Origin of the sequence: Phycicoccus sp. Soil802 (assembly GCF_001429605.1) — a bacterium.
Classification (GTDB): Bacteria; Actinomycetota; Actinomycetes; order Actinomycetales; family Dermatophilaceae; genus Pedococcus.
In genome coordinates this window covers 406882-420716 of record NZ_LMSS01000003.1, presented here as the reverse complement: position 1 = coordinate 420716, position 13835 = coordinate 406882, and the positions used below count along the sequence as shown (strand labels likewise).

7 protein-coding genes are annotated in these 13835 nt (G+C 69.8%); 4 read left to right on the top strand and 3 right to left on the bottom strand.

The window, feature by feature from the left end:
- Window positions 1–3 precede the first annotated feature (3 nt).
- The 4 genes from ASG91_RS08605 to ASG91_RS08590 are packed head-to-tail and all read left to right on the top strand — an operon-like array spanning window position 4 to window position 5481.
- Entirely contained in the window at window positions 4–1650 is a 1647-nt protein-coding gene (locus ASG91_RS08605) for a DNA repair helicase XPB (protein ID WP_056922205.1), read from the top strand.
- Window positions 1651–1704: 54 nt separating this feature from the next.
- Entirely contained in the window at window positions 1705–2412 is a 708-nt protein-coding gene (locus ASG91_RS08600) for a response regulator transcription factor (RefSeq protein WP_056922204.1), read from the top strand.
- Entirely contained in the window at window positions 2413–3948 is a 1536-nt protein-coding gene (locus ASG91_RS08595) for a cell wall metabolism sensor histidine kinase WalK (protein ID WP_082594018.1), read from the top strand.
- 51 nt (window positions 3949–3999) lie between these two features.
- Window positions 4000–5481 carry a S1C family serine protease gene (locus ASG91_RS08590; RefSeq protein ID WP_082594017.1) on the top strand — a complete coding sequence of 494 codons (1482 nt, stop codon included), beginning with the start codon at window positions 4000–4002 and terminating at the stop codon, window positions 5479–5481.
- A gap of 203 nt (window positions 5482–5684) precedes the next feature.
- Here ASG91_RS08590 and ASG91_RS08585 read toward each other — a convergent pair whose 3' ends face one another.
- From ASG91_RS08585 to ASG91_RS08575, 3 genes are all read right to left on the bottom strand, one after another.
- The gene (locus ASG91_RS08585) at window positions 5685–6143 is read right to left on the bottom strand and encodes a hypothetical protein (RefSeq protein WP_157606232.1); all 459 of its coding nucleotides are present in this window, start codon (window positions 6141–6143) and stop codon (window positions 5685–5687) included.
- A gap of 117 nt (window positions 6144–6260) precedes the next feature.
- Window positions 6261–6665 carry a hypothetical protein gene (locus ASG91_RS08580; RefSeq protein ID WP_056922202.1) on the bottom strand — a complete coding sequence of 135 codons (405 nt, stop codon included), beginning with the start codon at window positions 6663–6665 and terminating at the stop codon, window positions 6261–6263.
- Window positions 6662–13624 carry a DNRLRE domain-containing protein gene (locus ASG91_RS08575; protein WP_162257525.1) on the bottom strand — a complete coding sequence of 2321 codons (6963 nt, stop codon included), beginning with the start codon at window positions 13622–13624 and terminating at the stop codon, window positions 6662–6664. Before ASG91_RS08575 ends, ASG91_RS08580 begins: the two co-directional genes overlap by 4 nt.
- Window positions 13625–13835: the final 211 nt, after the last annotated feature.

Below are 13835 nucleotides of genomic sequence, written 5' to 3'. Positions count from 1 at the left end.
CCGGTGCCTGATGGCCCGCTGATCGTCCAGAGCGACAAGACGCTGCTGCTGGAGGTCGACCACCCGAACGCCGAGGAGGCGCGGCGGGCGATCGCACCGTTCGCCGAGCTCGAGCGCGCGCCGGAGCACATCCACACCTACCGGGTCACGCCGCTGGGCCTCTGGAACGCACGGGCCGCGGGCCACGACGCCGAGCAGGTGGTCAACGCCCTGATCACCTACAGCCGGTATGCCGTGCCGCACGCCCTGCTCGTCGACGTCGCCGACACGATGGATCGCTACGGTCGGCTGACCCTCGAGAAGGACCCCGACCACGGCCTGGTCCTGCGCACGACCGATCGGCCGGTGCTCGAGGAAGTGTTGCGGCACAAGAAGATCAAGCCGCTCATCGGTGATCGGATCGACGACGACCGCGTGGCGGTGCACCCCTCGGAGCGAGGTCACCTCAAGCAGGAGCTGCTGAAGGTCGGCTGGCCGGCCGAGGACGAGGCGGGCTACGTCGACGGCGAGGCCCACCCCATCGGGCTCGACAACGCCGACTGGTCGCTGCGTCCCTACCAGCAGCAGGCCGTCGACGGCTTCTGGCACGGCGGCTCCGGGGTCGTCGTGCTGCCCTGTGGCGCCGGCAAGACCCTGGTCGGCGCGGGCGCGATGGCGGTGGCCAAGGCGACGACGCTGATCCTCGTCACCAACACCGTGTCGGCCCGGCAGTGGCGCGACGAGCTGCTCAAGCGGACCAGCCTCACCGACGACGAGATCGGCGAGTACTCCGGTGCCCGCAAGGAGATCCGGCCGGTCACGATCGCGACCTACCAGGTGCTGACCACCCGTCGGAAGGGCGTCTACACCCACCTCGACCTGCTCGACGCCCGCGACTGGGGCCTGATCATCTACGACGAGGTGCACCTGCTCCCCGCGCCGATCTTCCGGATGACCGCCGACCTGCAGGCCCGTCGGCGCCTCGGTCTCACCGCCACGCTCGTGCGCGAGGACGGCCGCGAGGCCGACGTGTTCTCGCTGATCGGCCCGAAGCGCTACGACGCCCCGTGGAAGGACATCGAGGCGCAGGGCTACATCGCGCCGGCCGACTGCGTCGAGGTGCGCGTGACGCTCCCCGACAGCGAGCGCCTCGCGTATGCCGTGGCCGAGCCGGAGGACCGCTACCGGCTGTCCTCGTGCAGCCCGGTCAAGATCCCCGTGGTCGAACGGATCGTGGCGCAGCACCGCGGCGAGCCGACGCTCGTCATCGGCCAGTACCTCGACCAGCTCGCCGAGCTGTCGGAGCGGCTGGACGCCGACGTCATCACCGGCGAGACGCCGGTGTCCCAGCGACAGAAGCTCTTCCAGGCCTTCCGGGTCGGCGAGATCAGCCTGCTCGTCGTGTCGAAGGTCGCCAACTTCTCGATCGACCTCCCGGAGGCGAGTGTGGCGATCCAGGTGTCCGGCACCTTCGGCTCGCGACAGGAGGAGGCGCAACGGCTCGGCCGGGTACTGCGGCCCAAGGGTGACGGTCGCACCGCGCACTTCTACACGGTCGTGTCGCGCGACACCGTCGACGCCGAGTTCGCCGCGCACCGCCAGCGGTTCCTGGCCGAGCAGGGCTACGCCTACCGCATCGTCGACGCCGACGACGTGGACGCCACCGCCTGACTCTCTCAGGCGGCATACAGACAACTCCCAGACTCAGGCCCGAGACTGGGTGCCGTGACCACTGCCCAACCCGAGGCCCGGCTCCTCGTCGTCGAGGACGAGCCCAACATCCGTGAGCTCCTCGCCACCTCCCTGCGGTTCGCGGGATTCGAGGTGCACGTCGCCGCCGACGGCGCCACCGCCCTCCACCTCGCCACCGCCCACGAGCCGGACCTCGTCGTCCTGGACGTGATGCTGCCGGACATGGACGGCTTCACCGTGACCCGCAAGCTGCGCGACACCGGGCGCCAGCTGCCGATCGTGTTCGTGACCGCCCGTGACTCGGTCGACGACAAGATCAAGGGCCTGACGGTCGGCGGTGACGACTACGTCACCAAGCCGTTCAGCCTCGAGGAGGTGGTCGCACGGATCCGCGCCGTCCTGCGCCGCACCAGGGGCGAGGTCGATGACGCCAGCTCGCTGCGGTTCGAGGACCTCGAGCTCGACGAGGACTCCCACGAGGTGAGCCGCGGCGGCCGCTCGATCGACGTGTCCCCCACCGAGTTCAAGCTCCTGCGCTACCTCATGCTCAACCCCAACCGCGTGCTGTCGAAGAGCCAGATCCTCGACCACGTGTGGGACTACGACTTCCGCGGCGAGAGCGGCATCGTCGAGTCCTACATCTCCTACCTGCGGCGCAAGATCGACCTCGACGGGGTGCCGCCGCTGATCCACACCAAGCGCGGCGTCGGCTACGTGCTGCGCAAGCCACCGGAGGCGTAGATGACGGCTCCCCCGAGCCCCGCACCCGCGGAGACGCCGACCGCCCCCGCGCCGGCGCCCAGTGGCCGCGCCCGGGTGGCCGCGGGCCGGGCCAAGGAACAGCTGGAGCTGCTCCCGTTGCGGGTCCGCCTCGTCGCCGTGATGCTCGTCCTCCTGCTGGTGGCCCTCACCCTCACTGCCGCGGCCACCGCGGCGCTGATGCGCCGTGACCTGATGGGCCGCGTCGACGGCGACCTGCAGCGCGCCTACCCGACGGTGGCGCAGCAGGCCCTCAACACGTTGCGCGCGCCCACCCGCAACCGCCTGCCGAGCGGGTACGCCGTGGTCTTCTACCCCACGGATGGCACCCCCGCCGTCGAGATCGACCCGACCGGCGCCAGCGCCCGCCCCGGGGTCCCCGACAAGCTGCCGCTCACCGACGCCCGCGTCGACTCCCCTGAGGCCTTCACCATCGGCACGAAGGACGGATCAGGACAGTGGCGGGCCGTGGCCGGTCGGTTGCGAGACGACTCCGCGACGTTCATCGTGGCCGTGCCCCTGTCGAGCGTCAGCCACACCGTGCGTCGCCTGGTCCTCGTCGAGCTGCTCATCGGCCTCGCCGTCCTCGCCGCCTGCGCGATCGGCGGGTGGTATGCCGTGCAGCGCGCCTTCCGCCCGCTGCGCGAGATCGAGGACACCGCCGCGGCCATCGCCGACGGCGACCTCGGGCGCCGCATCCCGACCCGCACCGCCAAGGACGAGGTCACCTCCCTGGCGCGGTCGCTCAACGTGATGCTCGCCCAGATCGAGCAGTCGTTCGCCGCCCGCGAGGCCTCGGAGGAGCGGATGCGCCAGTTCGTCGCCGACGCCTCCCACGAGCTGCGCACCCCCCTGGCCGCGGTCCGGGGCTACGCCGAGCTCTACCGCCAGGGGGCCGTGCGCGAGCCGACGGATGTCGCGAGCGCGATGACCCGGATCGAGGGTGAGGCGACCCGGATGGGGGGACTGGTCGAGGACCTGCTCATGTTGGCGCGACTCGATGACCAGCGGCCGATGCGCTTCGCACCCGTCGACCTGACCGTGCTCGCCGCCGACGCGGCGCAGGACGCCCGCGCCATCGACCCCACCCGACAGATCACCGTGTCGGGCCTGACCGGCCCGCTCGGGCCCACCGTGGCCCCCGGTGACGACGCCAGGCTTCGACAGCTGCTCTCCAACCTCCTGTCCAACGCCCTCAACCACACGCCTGCCGGCTCACCTCTCGAAATCGCTGTCGGCACAAGGGAATCCGACCAGCACGTCGTGCTCGAGGTGCGCGACCACGGCCCAGGGGTGGACCCGGACAAGGCCCGCAAGGTGTTCGAGCGGTTCTACCGCGCCGACCCGTCCCGGGTCCGTGGAGCCGGTGGTGGGAACGGGCTCGGGCTGGCCATCGCGGCGGCGGTCGTCAACGCCCACCGGGGCCGGATCGGGGTCTCCCAGACGGCCGGTGGCGGCGCGACCTTCATCGTCGAGCTGCCCACAGACAACTCTCAGGTAGCGCCCAGCACCCCTTGACGTTGGTTCGGTTGACTGACGTCACCAAGCCACACCAAGGAGCGCACCACCATGACCCAGATCCACCCGGACACCCGACCGGAAGCCACCGGTGACAGCGGTCAGCCTCAGCCTCCTGTGACGCCTCCCGCTGCCGCCCCCGACCCGTGGTCGCAGCAGGGTGAGCCCACGACCCCGGTCTGGTTCGGCCAGACCCAAGAGACCACGCGAGACCACGCAGCCTTCGGGCTGCCCGCGGCAGGTGCCCCCACGGCATACCCGCCGCTCACCACTCCTCCGGCTGGGCCGCCCCCTTCCTTTCCCACTCGGGACGGGGCAGAGCCTGCCCAGCCGGGCAAACGGCGCCGACTGACGGAACTCACCGCCGTCGCGGCGCTCGCCGCCCTCCTCGCGAGCGGCGGCACCTACGCCGCGGTCCAGCTGGATGACAGTTCGCAGGCCTCCTCCCCTGCGAGCACGTCATCCCTGGGCCGCGGCGCGGACACCGGACCGGTGGTCCAGGCCGACGCCACGAACCCGAACTGGACGGCCACCGCAGCCGCAGTGGCGCCCAGCGTCGTGTCGATCACCGTGAAGTCCGGCCAGAGCGAGGCGCAGGGCTCCGGCGTGATCATCGATGCCAAGGGCCACGTGCTCACCAACAACCACGTCGTGAGCGGCGTCGGCTCCGGCACGGCGATCACCGTGACCCTCAACGACGGTCGCACCTACAAGGCCACCGTCGCCGGCACCGACCCGAGCACCGACCTCGCCGTCATCACCTTGTCGAACGCCCCGAGCGACCTCAAGGCCATCGCGATCGGCAACTCCGACGACCTCAAGGTGGGCGACCCGGTGATGGCGATCGGCAACCCCCTGGGACTGGCCGGCACCGTCACGACCGGCATCGTCAGCGCGCTCAACCGCCCGGTGACCACCGCCGCCGAGGACGACAGCCAGCCGCAGGACCAGAACCCGTTCGGCCAGGGGCTCCCTGGTCAGCCGCAACAGCCCTCGACCGGCAGCGACGGCAACGACGTGGTGACCAACGCGATCCAGACGTCGGCCGCGATCAACCCCGGCAACTCCGGTGGGGCGCTCGTCAACGCCTCCGGTCAGCTGGTCGGCATCAACTCGTCGATCGCGAGTCTCGGCTCGTCCAGCGGCGGCCAGAGCGGCAGCATCGGCATCGGGTTCGCGATCCCGGCCAACGAGGCCAAGAGCATCGCCTCGCAGCTGATCTCGTCGGGCAAGGCTGAGCACGCCTTCCTCGGGGTCAGCCTCGGTGACGGCACGGCGTCCGACGGCACCAGCCAGCGGGCCGGCGCGGAGATCACCCAGATCTCGGCCAACACCCCGGCCGCGAACGCGGGTCTGCAGAAGGGCGACGTCGTGGTCGCGGTCGACGGCGAGCGGGTCGACTCGGCCCTGTCGCTGGTGGCCAACATCCGCGAACGTGCCGTCGGCGACAAGGTCACCCTGCGCGTCCTGCGGGACGGCAAGCAGGTCGACCTGACCGCCACCCTGGTCGCCAAGGCCGCGGCGACCAGCTGACCCCCAAACCGGTCGGCGCCTCCGGGCGCCGACCACCATTCGCCAGTCGGGCCGACCTCGCCCCGACCGGTGACCCGGCCCGCTGATCGTGCGGACAGCGGACCGAATGCCGGGCCGGGCCCCTCGCCTCCCTTTCGAGACCAACCCAGGCGAACGGGCCCGGCTCAGCCATGTGGTCCGGCCCGCCATGTCGCCGGTTCCGGCTAGCAGTCCTCCCATTTGGCCAGCTCCACCAACGAGTCATCCGTCTCGAGGGCCTTGGAGTCCCGTACCAGCTTGACCGTGAAGCTCTGCCTGACCGGCTCAGAGTCCTGCCGCGTCCAGACCCACTGGATCGTGTCGGCGGTCGGAATCTTGGCGGCATCAGACACCACCTCTGCACCGGACGGCGGCTCCCCGTAGGTCACGCGAGACATGTCGACCGCGGCCGCGCCGGTCGCCTTGATCGCCCACAGGGTGGCCCCTGTCGTCGTGTCGAGGACCTCCAGACGGTCCCACTCGTGCCAATCAGCACGACAGGGACTCAGGATCACGGTCGGCGCGCTCGCAGAACCCGTCAAGGCTGCCTGAACGGGGTCGTTGCAACCCGCCAGAGCCATCACGGCGGCAGCCCCGAGGAGCAGGGAAAGCAAACGCTTTCGCTCGCCTCCGTCACCGGACATACCGACCCCATCTCAAATTCGCGTGCATCTCAGGGGCGGTGCACCAGGCCCACCGGTTTGAGCCGCGACACAAGGATCCCGAGGAGGCCAGGGCAAGAGGTCGGGAGCGTCGTCCAACTACGGGAGCGAGCCAACGTAACTGGATCCCCGCTTGTTCGGGTGCCGCTCGAACCTCTTGGTGAAGCCGTACTCGGCCTCGTGCCCACGGACGATGACTCTGTGCCACGGACCCCAAATCAGAGACGACCCCTGTTGGTCCAGCCATTGCCCCGCGTCAAGCCCTCGGGCAATCTCGGTCACCGCCCCGATGGCGTCCTGCCAGTCCGACATCAACAGGAGTTCGTCGCCGCGAGGCGTGGTTACGAGAGAAACCTCCCAACCAACCGACACCCTGAGCCTCGGCACATTGGGCTGGCCGGTGCGGATCTCAATCACAGGACTGTTCGACGAAGTGTCCGCGAAGCAGTCCAAGCCAGCCTCGCGCATGAGGGCGAGCGCAGATTCGATCAGGTCGTCCGTCATGGCTGCCAATTTCCCCACATCCTTCGGGAATGGGTCATGCGCCGAGTGTGCCACTCGATGCCGCCCTTTCCGCGCTCCATGTGCACGTGGAGTCGACTGACGTTCCGCCGCACCCGTCCCATTTTCATCCAGTGCCTTCGCTGAGGACCAATGGACATTCGCCAGGGCCGGCCATTGACACGTCCCATCCTCAGGACGTTGTTGCCATTCCGAAAAAAACTCGCTGTCCGAGAGGCGATGCCTGACATCCGTCCCGCCCCCTGAACCGCCCGAGCCGCCCGGTAGGCGCGAATGCCTCGCGCAGCCCATACTCCACCTCGTACAGCCCACGCCGCGGCGCCAACACCCGGTATGAACATGGTTGCAGTCAGAGCGATGTCCCACTTGTGCTTCATCGCCCAGCGACCAATCTTGCGCCACCCCCAGTGGCCGTCGAGGTCGAACATGTTGATCGGGTCGTTGGGGTAGCTGTAGGAGGTGTCGTTACCGCCTGGCTCGGGGTCGAGGCTGGTGAAACGACCCGTCGCCGCGTTGTAGAGCCGGTCGCCCATCAGGGTGAGGCCTGCGGTCTCGCTCGTCGTGGAACGCTGCTTCGCTCCGAGCCAGCCGTAGCCGACCGAGCCACCGGTGGTCGCGGTCGTCGACCCGGCGCGGGGCGCGCCGTACTCGGTGAAGTCGGACCATCCGTCGACCCCGAGCGCCGCGTCCCCGCTGGCCGCCGTGGCGCCGACCGGGACGGTGGTGACGACGTCGCCGTGCAGGTTCGCCAGGGTCAGGTCGCCGGACCCGTCCACGGCGAGGGTGAGGCCGAGGTCGCCACCGATGGACTCGGCATACCGCGTGATCGCGCCGTCCTTGTCGGTCCAGGCAGGGTTGTCCGAACCATCGGCGTAGTGCCGCACCAAGGTCGAGGTCGTCGATCCGGTGGTCGTGGTCGCCGTTGACCGGCGTCCTGCCGAGTCGAGCGTGAACACCGTGGACGTGCCGCCCTGGGCGACCGATCGCGGCAGGTCGTCGTCGAAGTACCCGAGGGTGATGTTGCCACCGGTGGGGTCCGGCGCGTCCACCGCAGGCACGGTGGTCTGCCGGCCGAGCGCGTCGTAGACGTACAGCCCCGTCCCGCCCTGTCCGAGGGTGGGCCGGTCTGCCGTGTCGTAGTTGTCGAACGACGCACTGGTGGTGGTCACCCCGGTCGTGCCGGCGCAGTCTCCATCGGCGTGAGCCGTCGACGTCAGCGTCTTGCGTCGGCCGTTGTTGTCGAACGCGTAGGCCCGGACGATGCAGGGCGAGGCGTCGAGGTCGGCGCCGTGCCCGCTCGCGGTGTGGTCGGCCACGGTAGCCAAGCGACCCGCGGCGTCGTAGGTGTAAAGGCGGTTGTAGCCGACCGCCGCATCGCTGACGTCGAAGCCAGTGATGTCGTGCGGGTCGTTGACGCCCGGGTTGCCGTCGAATCCTGCCGACGGCCCGGTGAACTCGGACTTGACCCGGCCCTGGGCGTCGTTGGTGACCGACCAGGCCAGCCAAGGCTGGTCGGCCAGCGGAGCACCGTTGGTCTCGTAGACCGGTCCGTTCTCGTCCTCGATCGGGTCGCCATTGGCGTCGACGCTCTGCTTGACCGGCTGCACCGTGCCCGAGTAGGTGAGGGACTCCGGTTCACCCGCCTCGTCATAGCCACTGGTCTGGGTCACCTGACCGGGCAGCTTCTGCGTGACCAGGCTGCCGTCGGCGTCGTAGGCGGCCTTGAACGTCAGGGCCCCTCCGACGCCGGGGCGGGTGATGGTCTGGCTGGTGACCACGCCACGGCGCTCGGCGTTGCCTACGGCATCAGTACCGTCGTAGGTGAAGCTCGTGGTGCCCTCGGCGTCGGCGACGGTGGCCACGCTGCCGGCGCCCGGGGTACCGGGTGCGACGTAGGTGGTCGTGGTGCTGTCGCCGAGGTCGTTGGTCGAGGTCAGCGCCCGGCCCCACGCGTCGTAGGTGGTGCTGGTCCGTGCGACCGGGTCGGCGTCGGTCTTGCCGGCGTTGAGGTTGCCGGAGTAGTCGACCGAGCCTGCCGCGGTGCTTCCGGCGGGGATGTAGTGGGTGAAGGTCCCCGGCCGTGAGGTAGAGCCCGTGAGCCCCGCGACGTCGGTCCAGGTCTTGATGCTCCGGCCCACGCTGTCGTACTGCGTCTGCGTGGTCCGCGTGACTGCGCCCGAGGTCTCGACGACGGTGAGCGGCCGCAGCCACGCGTCGTAGGCCGTGGTCCGGGAGTCGGGCAGCGTGGCCGCTCCCCCGGCTCCGGCGGAGGGGGCGGCAGCGGGCAGCGTGCGGCAGGCCAGGCCAGCCCACTCGACCTTGTTGCCGCACGCGGCGTCAGCGGCGTTGGCGTATGCCGTGTAGTAGAGGGTCTTGGTGGTCCCGGCGTCGGCGCCGCTCGAGAGCGGCTGACGGGACTCGGTGGCCCGGCCCTCGGTGTCGTAGCGAGTGGTCTGCGTGATGCCTGCCGTGGTGACCTTGGTCGGGCTCCCCAGAGCCCACGGGTCGCCTTCGGTGGCGTCCGTGCTGACCAGCTTGGCGTAGCTGTTGACGGTGGTGGACGTCGTCTCGAGGTGGGCCTGACCCGTGCTGGCGCCGCTTGTCGTCGCACCGACCGTTACCGTGGTCGGCAGCCGGTAGGGCTCCCCGTTGGCCGGGTTGGTGCCGACGCCGTTGACGACGTTCGGCGCGCCCTGGTCGTAGACGGTCCTGGTGTGGGGGCGCACCGAGGTCACATCACCCGGATCGCCCACGACGCCGTTGTTGTTGGCGTCGGCGTTGACCCAGGCGTTGCGGGCACGGCCGTAGGTGTCGGTGACCAGCGTTCCGGCTTCGGTGACGACCTTCCCGGTGCTGTCGAGGATGTCAGCGTTGTAGACGGTCTGGGCCGACAGTGCGTCGACCTGCCCTGCGTCGAGGGCCGTGCCGCTGCTGGCGGCGTCGCGGACTGACTTGGTCGCGCCGGCGTCGAGCTCGCGGACGGTGTTGCCCTTGCCGTCGTAGTCGGTCGCGGTGACCTGCCAGCCGCCGGCACCATACGTCGCAGCGTTGACGGTGTAGCCCTGGTCGTCCGCGTACTGCAGGTCAGCCTTGGACCAGTCGACGCCAGCCCCCGAGATCGGGTCGGTGCTCGGGTAGTCGGCGCCGAACACGGCGTAACCGGTGATCGGGTTGCTCGCTTGGTTCCACAGACGCACCTGGTCGGTGGCCGAGTCGGAGGTCAGGTCCGGCAGGCCTGTCCCGGAGAGCGGGACCGCGTAGTTGTAGCGGGCCAGCGTGACGGCGCTCCCGGAGCCAGCCGGGTTGTCCCGGGTGACAGCGGCGACCCGCGGCGTCGCGGGGGTGCTGTAGTCGTAGCTCAACCGGAAGGCGGCAAGTCCAGAAGACTTGACCGAGGCCAGACGGGTGGAGGTGCCGTCCCACGTGTAGTCGGTGCCGAGGCCGACGCGGGGGTCGGTGACGTTCACCAGTCGACCCGAGCTGTCGTACTTATACGTCGCGACGACCGTCGGGACCATCGTCGCCGTGGCCGGGTCCCACAAGGTCGCGGTGACGAACTTGACCCGGCCGGAGTAGTCGCCCGGGGTCGTGGCGGTGGCCGTGGTGGCCGTCGCGTAGGTGATGTCGAGCCCGCGGCAGCCCTTGACGAGCGTGCCCGACGTGGGGCAGGTGACAGCGGCCGCCGGAGGGGTGGCGCCGTTCGGCGGCACCGCCGCGACGATGCGCGTCACGCGCCCGGTCGTGTCATGGCCGTAGGTGGTCGACCCGACCTGACCCGGCTCGTTCACCGAGACCGGCACCCAGTCGGTGTCGGCCGTCGCCGAGTACGCCACCGGTGCCCAGGAGGTGACGGTGCCGTCCTCCTCCTTCAGCGTCATGAGCATCGAGGCACCCGCGGCAGCTGTGCTGTTGGTGACCGTCAGGTCCGCCGCTGCTGCGGTGGTGTCGGTCGTGGCGGGCAGGTACGGCGACTTGGCCGACCCGGTCACGGTGACCTTGTAGGCGCGGTCCTTGGTCGGGGTCTGGAAGACCAGCGGTTCGCCCTCTTCGTCGACCAGGACGATCGTGCCGTCCGACCGGGTGTTGTCGATCACCTGCAACCCGGCAGCTCCGGCGTCAGGGCCCTCCAAGGACGCGGTCCAGCCGGGCCCGAAGACTCCGGTCACCGGGTCGGTGGGCCAGCCGGCGACCGTCCCGTCACCGTCGAAGCTGGTGTGCGACCGAGACAGGGCCAGGTCACCGGAGTAGCCGGGGACCGACACGTCCGTGGCGGAGGTGTTGAACTCACCCGTGAACAACGCCACCTGGCCCGGTCCGGCGTCAGCCGTGGGGTAGCCGTTCCCGAAGGCGTGCGGGACCCGCGTGACCGAGCGCGGCGACTGCGACCACGTGCACTGCGGAGTGGACACACCGGCATACGTGAAGCAGACCTGCACGTCCAACAGCACCGGCACGCGGGAGTTGAGGTCCGCGGAGGCACCGGCTTCGCGAACGGCCGAGGCGAGGGTGAACGAGCTGTTCACCACGACGGGATCGCTCGCGCTGGGCGCAGCGCCCGCGGCGTTGGTGACCGGCACGGTCGGCCCGTCGGTCCAGCCGGTCGTCTCGTTGCCTGACCCGGCGACCCGCCACTGGACCTTGCCGGTCACGCTCGCCGACGAGGCGCGCGGCGGCCCGGCGGCCTTGATCGCGATCTTGCCCGACGAAGCAGTTCCCACCGTCGGGGCGCTGACCGAGGCTCCACCCCACCCGAAGCCGACCGTCTTGGACGTGGTCTTCAGCGTACGCGCCACAGCGGTGGCGATGATGATGTGGGACCCGTTGGCGGTCTTGGGGATCGTGACCGTCGTCGCAACCACGTTGGGGTCGTTGGTAGGCGTGATCGTCATCCTCGGCTTGACCACCCCGTCGACCGTCAGGTCGAGGTACCCGGGAGTGGACCAGTCGTTGGTGATTCCCGTGGCCTTGATCGTGCAGGTGACATCTGCGCTGGGGGCCGTGTCGGTCCACGACCCGTCGCTGTACCCCGGGCAGCTCACCGTCGGGGCCGGCGGGTTGTTGTAGGCGGTGCCGAACTTGGTCCACGCCGACCACGTGCCGTTCCACAGGTGCCGGTCGTCCTGCACCGCGGCCCGGGCGTAGTAGTAGGTGTTGTTGGCCAATGCCGTCGTGGGCGAGCAGTAGACGCTCGTCCCCGACGCCCCGTAGCCGGTGGCGCACGAGGAGACCTTGGACGCCGCAGTGCCCGCCGTCGAGCTGTGCACCTCGAACGTCACCGACACCGTGGAACCGTCGGGGTCGGTGGCCTTGGAGTAGAACCGCGGGGTGGAGTCGGAGGTGAACAGGTAGGTCAGGCCATCGCGCGGGTCCTTGTAGGACGGCGTGTAGGCAGCCTCCATGGTCGGGGCCGTGGCCGCGTTCGGCTTCCGGTTGTAGGTGAAGGTGATGTAGGGGTCCTGGGTCGAGTCGACCGAGTAGAACTTCTTCCAGCCGTAGCTGTCGGTCTCCGACGCGGACAAGCGGATGCCGCCTGCGGACGAGCCGCTGTCCGTCCACCACTGGATCATGGAGGTGATCGGTACGCTGACCCGCCCACCGGCACACGACGAGGAGAAGCCCTTGGCGACCGACAGCGACCCGTAGTTCGTGCCGCCAGCGGGCTGGTTGTTCCAGTTCGTCGCCGAGGTGCCGCCCGAAGCCGAGTAGACGTAGAACGGCTTGGCCGTGCAGGACCACGAGTGGAACTCGTAGAGGGAGAGGGACGCCGAGACGATGTCCTTGGCGTTCATGCCGGCGCCGCTGATCGGGAAGGTCAGGAACGACCGGTACTTGTCGCCTCCCCCGTCATACGTGCCGACCCGCAGCTCGGTCGACGTGGAGTAGGTCGCGGTCGGGTAGGCCGACGAGACGTACGTGTCGAACGACGCGGTCGAGGTGCCCGAGGCATAGCTGGGGTCGATCGTGATCGGGAACTTCCGGTCGGTGCTGGTCAGCCAGTCCTGGTCGGGCGTGAGTGTCAGGACGGCCTTCCCGGATCCCTTCTGGGTCACGGTCATCACCACCGGTGACTCGTTCACCCGGTTGCCCGACCTGGCGTCGACCGCCGCGTCCCACGCGATCGGGGCCGCGACCCGCGAGGCGACCTGGCCGTCGGCGTCGACGAACGACACCGACCCGTCCTTCTCCGACCGCGCACTCAGACCCTTGGTCTTGACCGGGATGTCCCACGCCACGGGGCCGTTCTTGGCGGCCGCCTGCAGCGAAGCCAGCGCCGCCGCCGTCTTGATCACCAGGTGGGTCTCGTAACCGGTCCGCCGGGTGTCGACGACCAGGTCGATGCCGGGCTTGACGTCCTTGTAGGTCGCTGTGGTGCCGGACAACACGGGGGTGCCGAGCTTGCCGCCACCCCACCCGAGGGTGACGTCACGGTCCTGCTTGCGCTTGCCCTTGCCCTGCTCCGCGAACACCAGGTCGGTGTCCGTCGCGCCCTTGGCCACGCCACCGGCAGCCTTGCCCGCACCCGCGAGGGACAGACCCTGCGGGTGCCCCTTCGGCGCCACCGTGCCGTCGGCGGCCGCCTCCAGGGTCAGGTCGACGTCGCGCCACTGGCCCTTCGTGTCCTTGAACCGGATCTGCCCGGCGTGGGCCTGGGTGGTCATCGTCCCGTTGGGGTTCGCCCACGTCGTGGACCGCTCGTCCCGCAGCGACTCGACCTCCACCCGCGTGCCCTGGGCGCGGGCAGTCACGCGCGCCGACACCTCATCCGGACGGGAGGTCACCTTCTCGGCCTTCGCCTTGGTCACCGTCGACGCTGCCGCCGCCGGCTCCACGACCCCGATCGTGAGCGTCAGCGCCGAGGTCACGGCAATCGCCGCGACCTTCAGGCTGGGGCGGAGCCGCCCTCCGCGGAACGATGACGACAGCACACGCGACGACTTCAACGCGGACATACTTCCCCCGAAAACCCAGGCGCCATCCCCCAGGCGGTGGCGATCGGGGATGACTCTGGCGCAAGGAAGTCGAGGCAAACACCGGCTTTACCGACTTTTTACTACCCAACGAGGGAAAGTAGTTCTTCCGAGCCATCCCCACGCCCCACCACCGGACGTCGCCAAGAGCCTCCGGCGACCGGGAACGGACCCAAAACCGTTC

Coding starts and splice junctions, on each gene's coding strand:
- ASG91_RS08595 (WP_082594018.1), top strand. CDS start 2,413: ATGACGGCTCCCCCGAGCCCCGCACCCGCGGAGACGCCGACCGCCCCC.
- ASG91_RS08590 (WP_082594017.1), top strand. CDS start 4,000: ATGACCCAGATCCACCCGGACACCCGACCGGAAGCCACCGGTGACAGC.
- ASG91_RS08585 (WP_157606232.1), bottom strand. CDS start 6,143: ATGTCCGGTGACGGAGGCGAGCGAAAGCGTTTGCTTTCCCTGCTCCTC.
- ASG91_RS08580 (WP_056922202.1), bottom strand. CDS start 6,665: ATGACGGACGACCTGATCGAATCTGCGCTCGCCCTCATGCGCGAGGCT.